Genomic DNA, 16,840 nt, shown 5'->3' on the forward strand with positions numbered 1-16,840 from the left:
GCTTTGAAATTTTACAATTAAATATTTTAATATAAAGCAGGTGAGTCAAAAGACTGGGATTTGACTGCACCCAATGGCTCGGTTTTTACCAGGCTGTAGGACTTTTCTTTGAATTCAAATTCAATAAGTAAAATCGGACTAGTTCTATCGTATTAAAAAATATATCACAAAAATTTTATTTTACCTGTTTAAAGTGAAAAAAACCACCAAAGTTTAACTTTTCTCTACTTTATTCTCCAAATCCAGTTGGGGAGTTAATTGTCGTTTGTATTCGAAAAAAAGAGAAAATAATGTCGAAAATCGAAAGAAATAGAATGTTTTGTCTACTTTTGCGATTGTATTTACTTTTAAAGAATTTCTTGTCATAATTCTTCAAGTAGTCTACTTTTTGAGTAGTTTAAAGTAAGTGTGTAAGGTAGGAGGATAAAAATTGTACGAGGATAGTAATTATCAATCTGAAATGATTGAAAAGATAAAAGCGAAAAGAGAATTAATGATTAATAGTGCAAATAGGCACGGTTTTACAAGTGAACAAACCATTAAATACAGCCAGGAACTAGATGAGCTAATCAATCACTATCAAAAAGTGGTCGGACAAACTTCTAAGTTAAATGAAGAAGTAAAATTTGCTTTTAAACACATGATTATGATTTGGCCAAAGGTTCTTGTTTAAAATATGAAGGTCTTCAGTAACTAATTATATACCTATTTAACCGGAAGGCCTTCCAGTGTTTTTTTTTTCTCCAAAATGGGAATCCAAACCCCAATATATGCTCAAACGGCCTTAACGAACACTAGATAAAATCCCCCAAAAAATTCTTATTATTATATCCAATATTCGCCATTATAGCGTCATGCTGTGATTTTTATCATTGTTTATATCGTCATATTTAATATAGTTATATTAATAGTATTTTGTTGTAACTTCACAGAAAACTTCACCGATTTTCTGCAACTAGTAATTCACCATGAGTCCGTTAATTAAAAAACTTCCTAGAATCCACATCGTTTCTACTCATTATTTTTACTTTTAAAAAGAGATAAGAAAAACTCGTTCGTTTGGTACTATGCTTGTGTTGCGATACATATATCGTTAATAAAAGCATTTTTAATAACCAAAGAAAGCAAACGCTTTCAACTACTATAGTTCATATGGAGGAGGGAAAGTCCTACATGCACATTGTCGTTTGTATCAAACAAGTACCTGATACAAAAATTATCAAAATTAACCCAAAAACAAACACACTTGACCGTCGGAGTGCACCAGCCATTTTGAATCCTTATGATGCCCATGCGGTTCAAGAGGCTGTCAAAATTAAGGAAAAAACGGGCGGGACTATTTCGGTTCTGTCAATGGGGCCGCCGCAAGCAACAGCAATTATTAAAAAAAGCATTGAAATAGGGGCAGATAGAGGATATTTAATTACAGACCGTGCTTTCGCGGGGGCAGATACACTAGCCACTAGTTACGCATTATCAAAGGCTTTAGAACGAATTGGCAAGGAACTCCCTGTGGATATGGTTATTTGCGGAAAACATGCTATAGATGGGGATACAGGTCAGGTTGGACCTGGGATAGCAAGAAGAATGGATATCCCGCCAGTAACAAATGTGATTGAGGTAGCAGAGGTCAATCAAGAGGAAAAGACGGTTTTAATCAAACGAAAATTAACCAATGGATATGAATTAATTCAATCTGAGATTCCATGCCTGTTGACCGTTGAAAAGGAAATAAACCAAATAGAATATTCACCAATGCCTAACATGATTAGAGCTGCAAGATACGAACCAATTATCTGGGCAGTCAGCGATCTTGAAGATGTTGACCGGACTCAGCTTGGTTTAAAAGGCTCACCAACAATCGTAGGTAAAATGTTTACACCACCCCGTCCTGAAGGCGGTAAAAGACTAGAAGGGTCAGCACATGAGCAAGTAAAACAGCTTATGGAAGTTTTATTAGATAAAAAGGACCTATTTACGATTCAGTCAGCTAAATAATCAAAGTTATTTTTCTGCTTTAGGGAGGGGTTAATATGAATCTTGATGATTATCGGGGAGTCTGGGTATTTATTGAGCAAAACGGTAGTAAAATTGAGGGAGTTTCACTTGAATTGCTTGGTGCAGGGAGAAAATTAGCGGATAAATTACAAGTTCCATTAGCAGGTTTTTTACTGGGACATGGGGTTAAGCAAATGGTCAACCAAATAATTTCTTACGGTGCTGATGAAGTTTATGTTATTGATCAGCCTATCTTAACACATTACCGAACAGAATCTTATATGCAGGGCGTTATGCTGCTGGCAAGGAAATATAAACCGGAAATTATCCTATATGGGGCCACACCGAACGGGAAGGATTTAGCGAGTGCAGTTGCAACCGATTTATCGACAGGGTTGACGGCAGATACGACCATGCTGGATGTTGATGTATCAAACCGATTACTTGAGGCAAGCAGGCCGGCGTTTGGTGGAAATATCATGGCAACCATTCTATGCAAGAAGCATCGGCCGCAAATGGCCACCGTTCGGCCAAAAGTAATGAAAGCATTAGAGCCGGATACAGCAAGACTTGGTAAGGTAATTGAAGAGAAGATTGATTTAAAAGAAGAAGATATGCGTACAAAAGTGCTGCAAATTGTGAATGACGTAACAAAAAAGGCTAGCCTTGCTGAGGCACATGTGATTGTTTGCGGTGGTAAGGGTATGGGAGATTTGCAAAACTTTCAACTTATTCATGAGTTAGCTGAAACCATTGGTGCCAGTGTAGGCGGTACTCGCGATGTTGTGGAAGCAGGCTGGCTTCCCCACGAACAACAGGTTGGTCAAACCGGAGAAACGGTCACACCAAAGATTTATTTTGCGATTGGAATCTCTGGGGCAATCCAGCATGTGGTTGGGATGAAAAACTCAGAGTTTATTATCGCCATTAATAAAGATCCAAATGCACCTATTTTTGATGTCGCAACATATGGGATTGTAGGAGACGCGATGGAAATTGTCCCTAAGTTAATACAGCAATTTAAACAGCTCAAGACGGAAAAGGGCGGTGAAATTAGTTATGCCTGAAAAATTTGATGTGATCGTGGTTGGAGCCGGGCCTTCTGGTACAGCATGTGCCCTCACTTGTGCACGAAATGGCCTGAAAACCTTACTAATTGAAAGAGGTGAATACCCAGGGGCAAAAAACGTTATGGGCGGTGTTTTGTACCGCAAGCAGATGGAAGAACTTATTCCGGAGTTTTGGAAGGAGGCCCCTCTTGAGCGACCCGTCATCGAGCAGCGTTTTTGGATGATGGATAAGGAATCGGTTGTTTCTTTTGGTTATAAAGGTCTTGAATGGGCAGCGGAACCATATAATAATTTCACGGTACTGAGGGCCCAGTTCGACCAATGGTTTGCCGGGAAGGCGGTTGAGGCCGGAGCTCTGCTAATCAATGAAACTGTAGTAATCGAGTGTATTGTTGAAAATGGCAAGGTTGTAGGCGTTCGGACGGATCGTCCAGATGGGGAAGTTTATGCAGATGTTGTCGTACTGGCAGATGGGGTAAACTCCCTTCTATCCAAACAAATAGGTTTTCATAAAGAATTTCGACCTGATGAAGTAGCCTTAACCGTTATGGAGGTTATTAATCTTCCAAAAGAAAAAATTAATGACCGTTTTAATTTAGAGGATAATCAAGGCTGTACGATAGAGATATTTGGAGATTCGACAAAAGGCAACCTGGGAACAGCTTTTCTCTATACGAATAAGGATAGTTTAAATATCGGGGTCGGAACAACGCTATCTAGTATGATTAAAGCAAAATTGAAACCATACGATCTATTAGATTATTTGAAAAATCATCCGATGGTAAAACCGTTGATTGCCGGCGGGGAATCTGCAGAATATTTAGCCCATCTAATTCCTGAAGGCGGCTACCGTTCTGTTCCTAAAGTTGCAGGTAATGGAGTTATTGTTGTTGGCGATGCCGCTCAGTTAGTCAATGCCATCCATCGTGAGGGCTCCAATATGGCAATGCATTCAGGTTTATTAGCAGCTGAAACTGTTATAGAAGCAAAGACGAGAGGTGATTTCTCAGAGTCCACCTTAAATCTTTACCGTGAAAAGCTGTATGATAGTTTTATTATCAAAGACTTAGAAAAATACAAGGATGCTGCCCACACCTTTGAGAAATATCCGCAATACTTTAATGAATATGTTCCAATGATGAATAAGGCAATGAGTAAATTCTTTACAGTCGACGGAACACCGAAACGGGAAAAACAAAAACAAATCATGAAGAGTGTGACGGCAGAAAAAGGAACTATTCGGGTTATTCAGGATATTTATCGTGCTTGGAAGGCGGTGAAATAATGTCAACGAAGAATATCGAGGAAAAACAGTACCTGCTTAGGTTCAAGTGTGATACCAAGTCCCATTTAACGGTGCTCGATCACGACATCTGCATGACCAAATGTCCCGATAAAATTTGCACAGTATTTTGCCCTGCTGAAGTATATAAGTGGGAAGGAACAAGAATGCAAGTAGGTTATGAAGGCTGCCATGAGTGCGGCAGCTGCCGGATCGGCTGCCCATATCAAAATATAAAATGGGAATATCCTAAAGGCGGTCACGGAATTGTTTTCCGGTTAGCCTAAAAATAAAAAGAAGTGCTGGTTTCAACCAGCACTTCTTTTTATGTGGAGAAAAGTAATTTACCCACTTTGGGATTGGTGGTTAAAGGCATATGCACTTTTATTACAATATGTAAGTTTTTTCACAAATGGGAGTAAAAAAGAGGTGAAGCAGAAGGTTATACTGAAGAGGATTTAACTGATTTTCTCTAAAAGAGTGGCGGAGGAGAGTTCATCCTTTTTGCTTGATTGAACGAATGAGGAAGCCAATGTATTCGCATAATCAATTAATTCCAATTGAGGTGAGCAATAGTAGGGTGCTTTCCAATTAAAGTCGCCCTCATCTGTTGCCGGATAAATACTAACTTTCCAGTGATAATATATTTTGGGTTGGGGCAGCTGAACTCCTTCAACTGCTATCAGCCAATGGGTAAAGGGTTGATCAGGACAATAAGCCTCGGTACTTTTTAACGACTGCAGGTCATTAAATCCGATTGGAATTAAAGCCTTTTCATAAAAATCATGATAATTTGGAGTTTTCATCTATATCACCCTCCCGAATTAGGTATATCTATATTATATGAAACAATAACCCCTTAATTGTGTGATAATTGTTAAAACTTTTCAAAAAATTTTTAACTTCCTCATTAAAATTTCACAATTACTCCAGTTTATAAATAATGGTTTATTAAAGTGACCTCTGTCACTACATGGTTAAGCGGATGTTTATATACTTAAGTCACAGAAACGATATAGAGGTGAATGGAATATGAGTAGCTGCATGAGTGGTTTTGGCGGCATGAGCCAAGGGGAGTTAAGTGAAGGTCTTGCCCGTTTAAAAGGTGAGCATCCTGCCTTAAGAGCTCAAATGGAAGGATTGTATAGTTTAACACAAAAAATGGACCAAGAAATTGATGTGGAAGAAAATTTTAAAGAATTAATCATAAAGGTCAAAGAATTTAAAGATGCCTTAGATCCGCACTCTGAGCGAGAAGAAGGTGTTCTATTTCCTATGATGGGCGTTTATATTGGTACCACTTCTGGGCCCATTGCCGTAATGGAATACGAACATGATCAAGCAAAATCACATATCGGTGCCTTTCTTCAAAAAGCAGAAGTTGGGGAATCGACTACTGAGGAAAAAGTGAAATTAGCTGAACTAGTTCAAAATGCTTACTTTATTTTAACTGACCATTTTAACAAAGAGGAAAATGTTTTATTCCCAATGGCTGAAAGGATGCTGTCAGATGAGGAAAAAACGGAATTATTACGGAAAATAAAAGAAATATAAACGAAAAAAGGATGGGCAGCGCCCCTCCTTTTTTCGTTTATACTTAAGAAAATTACCCTTGTTGATTCCATTCCGAGATCTTTTGATCACTTGGAAGCAGGAAGGCGATAAGACCAAGCAGTGGAAGGACACCGAGCCAAGTGATCATGGATTGCAAGCCAATCCAGTCAGCAATCGATCCAAGACCAACAGAACCTATTGCTCCCATCCCGAACGCAAGGCCGACAGTTAACCCGGACATAGTACCAATCTTTCCTGGAACTAACTCCTGGGCATATACAACCGTCACTGAAAAACTTGTCATTAAAATAAACCCTGAAAGAATAAGAAAGAAAAAGGCGAATGTTGGTGGTATATGCGGAATAAGAATCGAAAAAGGAACAGTCGCTAACATCGAAAAGGAGATGATGGTTTTCTTTCCAAATCGATCTGAGAGCGGTCCACCAAAAAAAGTCCCAACCGCACCTGCTACTAAGAACGCAAATAAAAATAGCTGAGATTCTTTAATAGTTAATTCATATTCTTTAATAGCATAGAAGGTATAGAAGTTTGTCATCCCTGACGTATACCAGGTTCTTGCAAAAATTAACAGTAAAATGAATGCGAGCGTGTATTTAACTTCTTTCGACAATCCCTCGCCCACACTTGCACTAGTTTCCTTTTTCACGGCGCGAGGGACAATTAGTAATCTTTGTTGATACCAATTTGCGATATATATGAGTAATATAACCGCTATTGCAGCAACAATGGTAAACCATGATGCGCCAATTTGCCCAAGTGGAACCAATATTAGTGCAGTAATAACGGGTGCCAATGCCTGCCCTGTATTACCTCCTACTTGATAGATAGATTGTGCAAGTCCCCGTCTGCTCCCTGCGGCCATATAAGCCACCCTGGAACCTTCAGGATGGAAAACGGCAGAGCCAAGTCCAATGAAAATAACGGATACCACAATCAGTGCAAAATTACCCGCAAATCCTAATCCAAGAATTCCAACGAGTGTAAAAGTAAGACCGATTGGCAGGGCAAATGGCATTGGTTTCTTGTCTGTAACAAAACCGACGAACGGCTGCATAACGGATGAAACCATATTTAACGAAAAGGCTATGATACCTAACTGGGTAAAACTTAATCCCATTGATTTTTCTAAAATGGGGAACATCGCAGGTACAACCGCTTGGATGGCATCATTCAATAAATGGCAAAGGCCGATGATAAGCAGAATTTTAAACATTGTTGATTCTGAAGCCTTCGAAGCCTTTGCTGATAAAGCAGCTGGTTGATTCATATTATCCCTTCTTTTTTATATTGTTTTTCCTATCTTACTACTTATTTACTAAAATAAAAAACAATTATTTCTATTTTCGAAATTTAAAATTAAGTATATATTCAAGAATGATCTAAAGGGGGGGAACCGTTAAAGTTGCGAAATTATAAATTAAGGGAATTTGACAGAGATAAAAAATTTTTTTATAATTAATTTTGAAATCAAGATAATTTTCTTAATTGAATCCTTCCAGATTTTATTAAAACTTAAAAGGATGAGTTTTTTATGGACAATGAATCAGTAGAAAAGTCACTAAAGTTATTTATAGTACTTTCTAGAGCATATAAAGCGATTAATGAACATGTAAATAAAGCTATTCAAACAAAAGGCTTGAATCCTACGGAATTTGCAGTGTTAGAGCTTCTATATCATAAAGGTGATCAGCCTATGCAGCAGATTGGCGGAAAAATTCTACTTGCTAGCGGCAGTATTACCTATGTAGTTGACAAGCTTGAACAAAAGGGACTACTTAGACGAATTGCTTGTCCGAATGACCGTCGAGTCACATATGCCCAAATAACAGAACAAGGAAAAACATTTATAGAAGAAATTTTTCCTGAACATGCCAAACAAATTGATACACTGATGTCTAGTCTGTCCGATACGGAAAAAACGTTAGCAATCGACTTACTGAAAAAATTAGGTATTCCGGCAGGGAAATTTTAATACGGCCAATGGTCGTATTTTTTTTATTAGAGGAATAATATTAGTAAGTGTCGAAATCATAGATTTGAAAAATGGAAAGGGGTTCTGAAATGAGCTTTGAAAATTATACATATGTAAGACCAAATCTCAACGAAGTTACGGCCAAGTTTGATGAATTATTAGAGGGCTTTAAAAATGCGGATACGGTTGAGGAACAAAGCGGGTTTATGAACAAAATTAATCAACTTCGAAATGATCTAGGCACAATGTTTAATCTTTGTTATATTCGCCACTCCATTGATACCACTAATGAGTTTTATAAGGAAGAACAAGATTATATGGATGAAGTTCAACCTGAAGTGGAGGGCTTGGTGACTAGATATTACCAAGAATTGGTTAACTCGAAGTTTCGCACTGAGTTAGAAGAAAAGTGGGGGAGCCAACTTTTTGCCTTAGCAGAGGGACAGTTAAAAACCTTTAAGCCTGAAATTGTTTCCTTGCTACAAAAGGAAAACCGCCTGTCAACGGAATACACAAAACTGCTCGCCTCAGCGAAGATAATTTTTGAAGGGGAGGAAAGAACACTTGCCCAATTAGACCCATTCACCGAATCTAGGGATCGTGAAATGAGAAAAAGAGCAAGTGAAGCAAAATTTGGATTTTTTACTGAACATGAAGAACAATTAGACCGAATTTATGATGATTTGGTCAAAGTAAGAACAGAGATTGCCCAACGGTTAGGGTTTAAAAACTTTGTTGAACTTGCGTATTATCGAATGATGAGGACCGATTATGATGCAAAAATGGTAGCCAATTTTCGTAATCAGGTTAAGGACTATATTGTTCCAATAGCTACCAGGTTAAAAGAAAGACAGCAAGAAAGAATTGGTGTAGACCAATTGAAATACTATGATGAAGGTTATAATTTTCAATCCGGGAATGCTGTTCCAAAAGGTGATCCCGAATGGATTATTGAAAACGGCCAACAAATGTACGAAGACCTTTCTAAAGAGACAGGAGTTTTCTTTAGCTATATGCAGGAGAATCATTTAATGGATCTTGTTGCTAAAAAGGGAAAAGCTGGCGGAGGTTATTGTACATTCATTGAGAATTACAAGGCTCCATTCATATTTTCAAATTTTAACGGAACATCTGGCGATATAGATGTCTTAACACATGAAGCTGGTCATGCCTTCCAAGTGTATTCCAGCCGTCATTTTGAAATTCCTGAATATTACTGGCCAACATATGAATCCGCAGAGATCCATTCCATGAGTATGGAATTTTTCACATGGCCATGGATGGAGTTATTCTTTAAAGAAGATACCGATAAATATAAGTTTACCCACTTAAGCAGCGCTTTGTTATTCCTTCCATACGGGGTCTCTGTAGATGAATTTCAGCACTGGGTATATGAAAATCCTTCTGCTGCACCTGCAGAACGAAAAAAGCAGTGGCGGGAAATTGAGAAAAAGTATTCACCACATAAAGATTATGATGGCAATGTCTATTTAGAGAACGGCGGCTTTTGGCAGCGTCAGGGTCATATTTATAACTCACCCTTCTATTATATTGACTATACACTTGCGCAAATTTGTGCCTTCCAATTCTGGAAGCGTTCAATCGAAAACAGCGCAGAGGCATGGGCTGATTATGTTAAGCTTTGTAAGCTTGGCGGCAGTCTATCCTTTACAAAACTGGTCAAGGCAGCTAACTTAATTTCGCCTTTTGAAGACGGCTGCGTAGAGTCGGTTGTAGGTGTAATTGAGGAATGGTTAAACTCTGTTGAAGATCATAATCTATAAAAAAAAGCGAAGCCGCTAAAATTACGGCTTCGCTTTTTTTATGATTGACATGAGACCGGTTCAGAAACAACCATTAATTCCCCGTTATCAAGGATGGCGACTAAATTTTTTGCCTCAGGTTCTTCTAAAATAAAGTCAGCAATCTTATCTTCAAGCTGCTCTTGAATTACCCTGCGAAGTGGACGTGCGCCAAAAGCTGGGTGATAGCCTAGCTCAGCTAGTTTTTCTTTTGTCTCACTCGTAATACTGAATTCAATGTTTTGCTCTTTCAATGTTTCCTCTAATTCTTTTACCATTAAATTGACGATTGATAAGATATGCTCCTTATCAAGGGCATTAAATTCAATAATGCTGTCGAATCGGTTTAAGAATTCTGGCTTAAAGAAGCTGCCAAGGGAGTCAAGGATGCTTGCTTCTTCAATTGCATCACTAGCTCCAAACCCTACGTGAATAGTTTTGTGACTTACTCCTGCATTACTTGTCATAATAATGACTGTGTCTTTAAAGCTTACCACTCTACCCTGACTGTCTGTAAGACGACCATCTTCAAGTATTTGCAAGAACATATGCTGAACATCTGGATGGGCCTTTTCAATTTCATCTAATAAAATGATGCTATAAGGGTTCCTGCGGACCTTTTCTGTTAGCTGTCCTGCCTCATCATGGCCAATATAACCCGGAGGTGAACCGATTAATTTAGATACGCTGTGTTTTTCCATATATTCACTCATATCGAGACGAATCATGGCATCCTTACTGCCAAATAATTCTTGGGCAAGTGTTTTAGTTAGCTCAGTTTTACCAACACCTGTCGGACCAACAAACAGGAAGGATCCAATTGGACGATACTTCGATTTTAAGCCAGCACGGCTTCTTCGGATAGCTTTCGCTACTTTATTTACCGCTTTTTCTTGACCGATAACCTTTTTATTGAGATTTCCTTCTAATTCTCGCATTTTAAGCTGTTCGTCTTGCTGTAGTTTTCCGACTGGAATATTCGTTTTTTCTTCAATGATTTCTTGAATATGAGCAATCGTAACAACAGGTCTGTTTCCAGTTGGGTCGGCATTTACTGTTTTTTCTAGTTTTGCTTCCTCATCACGGAGTACAGCTGCCTTTTCGTATTGTTCATTTTTGAGTGCTTCTTCTTTTTCGTACGCAATCTCTTTTAAACGTTTTTCAACTTGTTCCGTATTTTTGTCATCTAAAGTAAGATTTAATTTCGAGCCTGCTTCGTCAAGTAAATCAATGGCTTTGTCCGGTAAGAAGCGGTCATGTATATAACGTTGGGACAACTGTACACAAGCTTGAATGGCTTCCTCAGAATAAGTAACACCGTGATAGTCTTCGTATTTCTTTTGAATACCTTTTAAAATTTCAATTGCTGCTTCTGGTGTAGGCTCAAGAACATGAACAGGCTGGAAGCGGCGTTCCAGGGCAGAGTCTTTTTCAATTTGACGGTATTCTTTTAACGTGGTAGCACCGACTACTTGTAACTCGCCTCTTGCAAGAGCGGGCTTTAAAATATTCCCTGCGTCCATGGAACCTTCAGCTGAACCGGCACCAACAAGTAGATGAATCTCATCAATAAAGAGAATGATATTTTTTCGATTCTGCAGTTCTGAGATTAACTGTTTCATTCTTTCCTCAAATTGACCACGGATACCGGTATTTGCTACAAGTGAGGCAACATCTAATAAGTAAATTTCTTTATTCCGTAATTTACCAGGGACATCTCCGCTTGCAATTTTTAACGCTAAACCCTCGGCAATTGCCGTTTTTCCGACACCTGGTTCACCAATTAAGACAGGATTATTTTTATTTCTTCTATTTAGAATTTCAATTACGCGGTTAATTTCTTCATCACGACCAATGACAGGATCAATTAAACCTGCTTTAGCCATTGTGCTAAGATTTCTTCCAAACTGATCGATAAAACCATTATGGTTTTTATGGATGTCCCCGTCAGGAGTTGGCTGGTCCGTCATCGCATCCTTTTGTGGGAATCCTTTAGCGATAAAAAAGTTGTCAAATGGGAAGTTAGAAAATGAATTCATATTTGAACCAAATCCTGATCCAAGGGATTGCTTTTCTTTTGCATAGCATTCGTGACAGAGTTTCATTTCCTTACGTTGTCCATTGAAATTTAAGTTTAATTGTACATTGGCCTGATTTTGCTGGCATTGTTGACAAAGCATAAGCAAATTACCTCCTAGTATCTATAAATTATTTTATTATTTGACTTTGACTATATTTGACCTTATGAACATAGTATACTCTGACCTTTTTTGACTTTCAAGTAGTTTGTTTATAGAAATGATTACCAAAGATAACGTAAATCTCTTTCTTAAAACAAGAAAAAGCTCGTCTTTGTTTGTCCTTTGTCTCATATATTGATGATAAGGGGGAGATGGGGTGAAAAAGAATTGGACTCAAGCTTTTCAAATTGCTGCAGTTTATGTGGGAACTGTAGTAGGGGCCGGATTTGCTACAGGAAAAGAAATTGTTGAGTTTTTTTCACGATTTGGCTTCTTCGGTCTACTGAGTATAATCATGAGCGGATATCTGTTCATAGCTTTGGGTTCAAAGCTTATGAGGATGGCCGCCTATATAGATGCAAAATCCTATCAAGAGTTTAATGCGTACTTATTTGGTAAATGGCCAAGCCGAATTATCAATGTTTTTATGCTCTTTATGTTACTTGGTGTTAGCGCTGTGATGCTCTCAGGCGCAGGTGCGGTGTTTGAAGAACAACTGGGTCTATCGAAGAACGTCGGTGTGTTTCTGACGATTATCCTTTCGATACTGGTGATGTTAGTAGGTACAAAAGGGCTATTTGCGGTTAATACGTTCGTAGTTCCTTTAATGATTAGTTTTAGTTTAATCCTTATGGTCTTTTCAATACAGTTACCGAATTTTATGGATCAATTATTATTTATTCCTCATGCTGACGATGGCTGGAAAAGTGTAGTAGCGCCCTTTTCTTATGTTGCATTGAATCTTGGGCTTGCTCAGGCCGTGCTAGTACCCATTGCAGCCGAGGTGAAAGAGGATTGGACGATTAAATGGGGGGGGATTCTTGGAGGTGCTGCATTAACGTTAATACTATGTGCGAGTCATTTTACCTTAATCATGCTGCCAAATTTAGACATGTACAATATCCCTATGGCGGTTGTAATGAAAAATTTGGCACCCTTCCTTTATTGGATTTATGTTCTAGTGATTTATGGAGAAATTTTTACATCAGTGATTGGAAATGTCTTTGGGCTCGACCGTCAATTGAAGCAATATTTATCCATTCCTACCATTGTTTCCGTTGCGGCCATTTTTTTAGTTTCCTATCTGATAAGTCTTGTAAACTATGGTACGTTACTATCCTATTTATACCCGTTGTTTGGGTATATCTGCATGACCTTTTTTATTTTACTGTGGATGAAGCCTTTTCACATCGATAAAAAATAAAAACAGCTGTCACCGGACAGCTGTTTACTTCAAAGGCATAATCATAAAAATCATCATATCAAAAATGAGATGTGAGACAATGACAAGCGGCATGCTTTTTTTCCAATAATATAGTCCTCCCCAGGCGGCTCCAGACAGTAAGGCTGCAAAAACCAATAAGAAAGATCCTGAATACATATGAACGGATGCGTAAAGAGCAGCACCGAGTAAAATGCTCCAAATAGGTTTGAAATACTTTAAAAGACTTTTTTGAATAAAGCCGCGCCAGAAAAGTTCTTCACCTGGTGCAGCAACCAAGATAAGGGCAATATACTGCCAAAAAGCGTTCGGGGCATACCAACGGTACAATTTCCTAATGGATTTTTCAAAAGGGAGATCCATTATTTGTATAGTTTTAAATCCAAACCAAAAGATAAAATATAATAAGAACCCTGATAAAGCTCCAAAAAATATATATTTGGCAAATGACGCCTCATCATCCACTTCTCCTTGGAACATGGCATAGGCAATGAGAATAAGGATTGATCCTGAAAAAATATACCAAAATATTGTTTTATCATGAAATGAAAAATAGATAAGTGCATGGGCGATAATGAAACCAAGAATAAGTCGTATATCTAGGAAGCGCTTTTCCATCCTGACTAGCTCCTTTTTTTAAAATCAATAAAATTTATTTTAACAAAGATGTTTTTTAAAAGGAAATGATTTCTTAAAACATTTTATCCAATTTTGCTGATAAGAACGTATCCCCAGGTAAAAAATAATCAGGAAAGGAGTGAGTTAGTTGAGTAAATCTAAAAGCCAACAAGAACGGGAATGGACAGTTCGGAAACAGGATCAGAATCCCCATGGCAAAGTGAAGTCTTTAAAGCAGATTTCTAAAGAAACGGACCAGGGAAGATAAATAAAAAATCTCGCCGTTTAAGCGAGATATCTCATGTTTTATAATCGAAATGGCAGTCAATCGCTGCCATTTCTACCAATCTATTACTTAATAAGCGCTTTCTTTTATCACTTTATAGTTTTTATGATTTACTACTGTACGCTGATCCAATTCAAGGTCACGATAATTATCCATAAGTGTCAGGTCGACTATAACAGAGTTTTCATTTACCTTTTCAACTATCCCTTTCAGGCCACCGCGAAATTCAATGATATTTCCTACTTCTGCTTTTTTCATTAGTCTCTCTCCTTTGCCCTCAAAAACTCTTAGTGAATGTTTATATAACAGTTTGCACTATCTTTTACAATTCGTAAAGGATTTTATATGACAATTATGTTAATTCTTTTAAATTAGTATAGTTTATGAAGTTTCGGCAAAAAAAAGACGCGAAAACGCTTACAAAATCTAAGTGGAGAATAAATTGTATTTCCTTTAAAATATAGGGTAGAGGTGGTGCATGGTGATGAAGGAAGATTTAGTAACAGAAATATTAGATAAGCTTATGAATGGAGAACTTTCTGAGTATTATGTGAGCAAACAAGAGTTTATGGATTTTAGAAAGGTATTAGTAAGAAGGAAGGATTTTAAACATTTCCGTGGAATCGGGCAGCGTGGCGGAGATGTCCTTTATCAATACCTTAAAGAACCAAGAAGTTAGTACGCCCCTAAGGAAGACCTTAATAGGTTATAAGATAAAGAAAAGGGGAGACTGCCAGTGCAAACTTATATTTAGTCATTAGATCAGAGAACAACGAGTTCACGGGCGATTTTATATAATCAACGTGGAGAAATTGTACATACAGCTCAAAAGGAATTCACACAACTTTTTCCTAAACCAGGCTGGGTTGAGCATAACGCGAACGAAATTTAGGGATCAATTTTGTCGGTTATGCAGTTGTTTTATCAGAATCAGCTGTTAAACCAGAACAAATCGCAGGAATTGGGGATTACTAATCAGCGGGAAACAACGGTGGTTTGGGATAAAGAAACGGGAGAACCTATTTATCATGCGGTTGTTTGGCAGTCAAGGCAGACAAGTGATATTTGTGAGGAATTAAAAGCCAAGGGATATAACGATTTATTCCGGCAAAAAACAGGTTTACTCATTGATGCCTACTTTTCCGGTACAAAGGTTAAATGGATTCTCAACCATGTGGAGGGGGCACGTTAAAAGGCGACTCAAGGAAAACTGCTATTTGGAACGATTGATACGTGGCTTTTAATGATGTTCCAAAGTGACATCCTAAATGTCCTTGTTGAAGACCTATCGTGAACGAAACTACTGCTCTTGGTGCCGCCTACTTAGCTGGGCTGGCGCTAGGATTCTGGAGCAGTAAGGAAGAAATAGCGAAACAGTGGGCAATTGACCGAAAATTCATCCCTCAGATGTCAACTAAGGACAGAGGTGCTTTATATAATGGCTGTAAAAAGGCAGTCAAAGCTGCGATGACTTTTAAGTAAATATGAGGGAAGAGTACAAAAGCATCTTTTAATAAGGCAGCATTTTGAGGAACCATGAAATTTTCTAATTTATATCGTGAAGAAAACAGCAGACACTGCAAAGCAATGATTATGATGTTTTAGTTATAGGAGGGGGAATAACAGGTGTTGGAATCCCATTGGATGCTGCTTCAAGGGGAATGAAGACGGCACTGGTGGAGATGCAGGATTTTGCAGCTGGCACCTCGAGCAGGTCAACAAAATTAGTTCATGGCGGATTGCGCTACTTAAAACAATTGGAATTCAAAATTGTTGCCGAAGTAGGGAAGGAACGAGCCATTGTATATGAAAATGGACCCCATGTAACAACCCCGGAGTGGATGCTTCTTCCTATTCATAAAGGCGGAACCTTTGGCATGTTCACAACTTCGCTTGGTCTGCGCCTATATGGTTTCTTGGCAAAGGTAAAAAAATCGGAGCGGCGGAGCATGTTAACAGCAGCAGAAGCAATGATCAAGGAGCCTCTAATTATGGTGCAATTGCTTGTAACTATACTAAAATAGTAGAACTTGTATATAAAAATAATTAAATTTGCGGCGCTTTAGCAAAAGACCTCCATGGGTAGATACGATACGAAAAATGGACCAGTCAAAGGCTGGGAAGACGCTGCGGCTTTCTAAAGGTGTCCATTTGGTAATTGACCAGTCCAGATTCCCTTTAAAACAGGCAGTTTATTTCGACACGACTGATGGCAGAATGATGTTTGCCATTCCCCGTAACGGTAAAACCTATGTTGGAACGACTGACACTTTCTATGACCAAGATATCGTTCATCCCCAAATTACAGCTAATGACCATTACTATATAATCAACGCTATCCGTTTCGAGAGTTAGAAGAAGCTTTAAGGGCTGCGGTATTCCCTGAAGAAAGAAAATAAATTTAGATATATAATAGATATAATTTTTGAGCTGTCGATACTTTCGACAGCTTTCTTCCTTTTCCCAGTTAAAAACATTGGGGAGATACGGATGTTTTTGACAGATTATAAATGATTTTGACGGAATTGTGAACATTTCAAAATCCTAAACATAATTAGTTGTCTGAAAAAGAAGAAAATGTTATTCTTGCATGTATGAAATAATCGCTTATCTAAAATAAAAATACTGTATGATTGTTTTTATATTTGGAAAAATAAAGCGAAATAAACTAAATTTACTTACTAGTCGTTTAAAATCTTAGTTGACTAAATGATTAGAAATGTTTATTTTAGTTAAGGCAAGTTTTATTCTTACTATTTATAAAGTAGTTTGATT

Annotated in this window: 17 protein-coding genes and 2 pseudogenes; 14 read left to right on the top strand and 5 right to left on the bottom strand. The window is 38.0% G+C overall.

Features of this window, described 5'->3' with window-relative positions; genetic code table 11:
* Positions 1-430 precede the first annotated feature (430 nt).
* The 5 genes from V7077_RS26260 to V7077_RS26280 all read left to right on the top strand — a co-directional run bounded on the left by V7077_RS26260 (position 431) and on the right by V7077_RS26280 (position 4,637).
* The gene (locus V7077_RS26260; RefSeq protein WP_335507455.1) at positions 431-673 is read left to right on the top strand and encodes an aspartyl-phosphate phosphatase Spo0E family protein; all 243 of its coding nucleotides are present in this window, start codon (positions 431-433) and stop codon (positions 671-673) included.
* A gap of 500 nt (positions 674-1,173) precedes the next feature.
* Entirely contained in the window at positions 1,174-1,998 is an 825-nt protein-coding gene (locus V7077_RS26265) for an electron transfer flavoprotein subunit beta/FixA family protein (protein WP_335507457.1), read from the top strand.
* 35 nt (positions 1,999-2,033) lie between these two features.
* On the top strand, positions 2,034-3,065 hold the full coding sequence (locus V7077_RS26270) for an electron transfer flavoprotein subunit alpha/FixB family protein (RefSeq protein WP_335507459.1): 1,032 nt from the start codon (positions 2,034-2,036) through the stop codon (positions 3,063-3,065).
* Positions 3,058-4,353: an FAD-dependent oxidoreductase gene (locus V7077_RS26275; RefSeq protein ID WP_335507461.1), complete on the top strand. Its 1,296-nt coding sequence runs from the start codon at positions 3,058-3,060 to the stop codon at positions 4,351-4,353. Before V7077_RS26270 ends, V7077_RS26275 begins: the two co-directional genes overlap by 8 nt.
* Positions 4,353-4,637, top strand: coding sequence for a ferredoxin family protein (locus tag V7077_RS26280; protein ID WP_098526926.1), 285 nt, complete (start codon positions 4,353-4,355; stop codon positions 4,635-4,637). The genes V7077_RS26275 and V7077_RS26280 overlap by 1 nt, the downstream gene beginning before the upstream one ends.
* A 171-nt stretch (positions 4,638-4,808) precedes the next feature.
* On the opposite strand, the gene V7077_RS26285 is transcribed toward V7077_RS26280, so the two are convergent.
* On the bottom strand, positions 4,809-5,156 hold the full coding sequence (locus tag V7077_RS26285) for a hypothetical protein (RefSeq protein ID WP_335507463.1): 348 nt from the start codon (positions 5,154-5,156) through the stop codon (positions 4,809-4,811).
* Positions 5,157-5,382: 226 nt separating this feature from the next.
* Here V7077_RS26285 and V7077_RS26290 point away from each other — a divergent pair, with 226 nt between their 5' ends.
* The gene (locus V7077_RS26290; RefSeq protein ID WP_335507465.1) at positions 5,383-5,904 is read left to right on the top strand and encodes a hemerythrin domain-containing protein; all 522 of its coding nucleotides are present in this window, start codon (positions 5,383-5,385) and stop codon (positions 5,902-5,904) included.
* Between the two features lie 52 nt (positions 5,905-5,956).
* Here the strand turns inward: V7077_RS26290 and V7077_RS26295 are convergent, their stop codons facing one another.
* Positions 5,957-7,192, bottom strand: coding sequence for an MFS transporter (locus V7077_RS26295; RefSeq protein ID WP_335507467.1), 1,236 nt, complete (start codon positions 7,190-7,192; stop codon positions 5,957-5,959).
* A 264-nt stretch (positions 7,193-7,456) separates the two neighbouring features.
* Here V7077_RS26295 and V7077_RS26300 point away from each other — a divergent pair, with 264 nt between their 5' ends.
* Positions 7,457-7,897 (top strand): MarR family winged helix-turn-helix transcriptional regulator, encoded by a 441-nt coding sequence (locus V7077_RS26300; protein WP_335507469.1) that lies wholly within the window; start codon positions 7,457-7,459, stop codon positions 7,895-7,897.
* An 89-nt stretch (positions 7,898-7,986) separates the two neighbouring features.
* The gene (locus V7077_RS26305) at positions 7,987-9,681 is read left to right on the top strand and encodes a M3 family oligoendopeptidase (protein WP_335507471.1); all 1,695 of its coding nucleotides are present in this window, start codon (positions 7,987-7,989) and stop codon (positions 9,679-9,681) included.
* 38 nt (positions 9,682-9,719) lie between these two features.
* Here V7077_RS26305 and V7077_RS26310 read toward each other — a convergent pair whose 3' ends face one another.
* Positions 9,720-11,879, bottom strand: a complete 2,160-nt coding sequence (locus tag V7077_RS26310; protein ID WP_335507473.1) for an ATP-dependent Clp protease ATP-binding subunit — start codon at positions 11,877-11,879, stop codon at positions 9,720-9,722.
* 217 nt (positions 11,880-12,096) lie between these two features.
* Here V7077_RS26310 and V7077_RS26315 point away from each other — a divergent pair, with 217 nt between their 5' ends.
* Positions 12,097-13,143, top strand: a complete 1,047-nt coding sequence (locus V7077_RS26315) for a YkvI family membrane protein (protein WP_335507475.1) — start codon at positions 12,097-12,099, stop codon at positions 13,141-13,143.
* 24 nt (positions 13,144-13,167) lie between these two features.
* Here V7077_RS26315 and V7077_RS26320 read toward each other — a convergent pair whose 3' ends face one another.
* The gene (locus V7077_RS26320; RefSeq protein WP_335507478.1) at positions 13,168-13,779 is read right to left on the bottom strand and encodes a CPBP family intramembrane glutamic endopeptidase; all 612 of its coding nucleotides are present in this window, start codon (positions 13,777-13,779) and stop codon (positions 13,168-13,170) included.
* 148 nt (positions 13,780-13,927) lie between these two features.
* Between V7077_RS26320 and V7077_RS26325 the strand changes: the two genes are divergently transcribed.
* A complete protein-coding gene (locus tag V7077_RS26325; protein WP_235743018.1) occupies positions 13,928-14,047 on the top strand; it encodes a DUF6254 family protein in 120 nt (39 codons plus the stop codon).
* Positions 14,048-14,134: 87 nt separating this feature from the next.
* Here V7077_RS26325 and V7077_RS26330 read toward each other — a convergent pair whose 3' ends face one another.
* A complete protein-coding gene (locus tag V7077_RS26330; protein WP_215040594.1) occupies positions 14,135-14,323 on the bottom strand; it encodes a YkvS family protein in 189 nt (62 codons plus the stop codon).
* 226 nt (positions 14,324-14,549) lie between these two features.
* Here V7077_RS26330 and V7077_RS26335 point away from each other — a divergent pair, with 226 nt between their 5' ends.
* The 4 genes and pseudogenes from V7077_RS26335 to V7077_RS26345 form a co-directional block, all read left to right on the top strand.
* Positions 14,550-14,744: a hypothetical protein gene (locus V7077_RS26335; protein ID WP_335507481.1), complete on the top strand. Its 195-nt coding sequence runs from the start codon at positions 14,550-14,552 to the stop codon at positions 14,742-14,744.
* Positions 14,745-14,834: 90 nt separating this feature from the next.
* Positions 14,835-15,257: pseudogene (locus V7077_RS27850) on the top strand (FGGY family carbohydrate kinase); the annotation flags it as partial.
* Positions 15,258-15,355: 98 nt separating this feature from the next.
* Positions 15,356-15,547, top strand: a complete 192-nt coding sequence (locus tag V7077_RS27855; protein ID WP_420489710.1) for a hypothetical protein — start codon at positions 15,356-15,358, stop codon at positions 15,545-15,547.
* Positions 15,548-15,642: 95 nt separating this feature from the next.
* A pseudogene (locus V7077_RS26345) lies at positions 15,643-16,411 on the top strand (glycerol-3-phosphate dehydrogenase/oxidase); the annotation flags it as partial.
* Positions 16,412-16,840: the final 429 nt, after the last annotated feature.

The sequence above is a fragment of the Neobacillus vireti genome, from assembly GCF_036962465.1.
GTDB classification, from domain to species: Bacteria; Bacillota; Bacilli; order Bacillales; family Cytobacillaceae; genus Neobacillus; species Neobacillus vireti_B.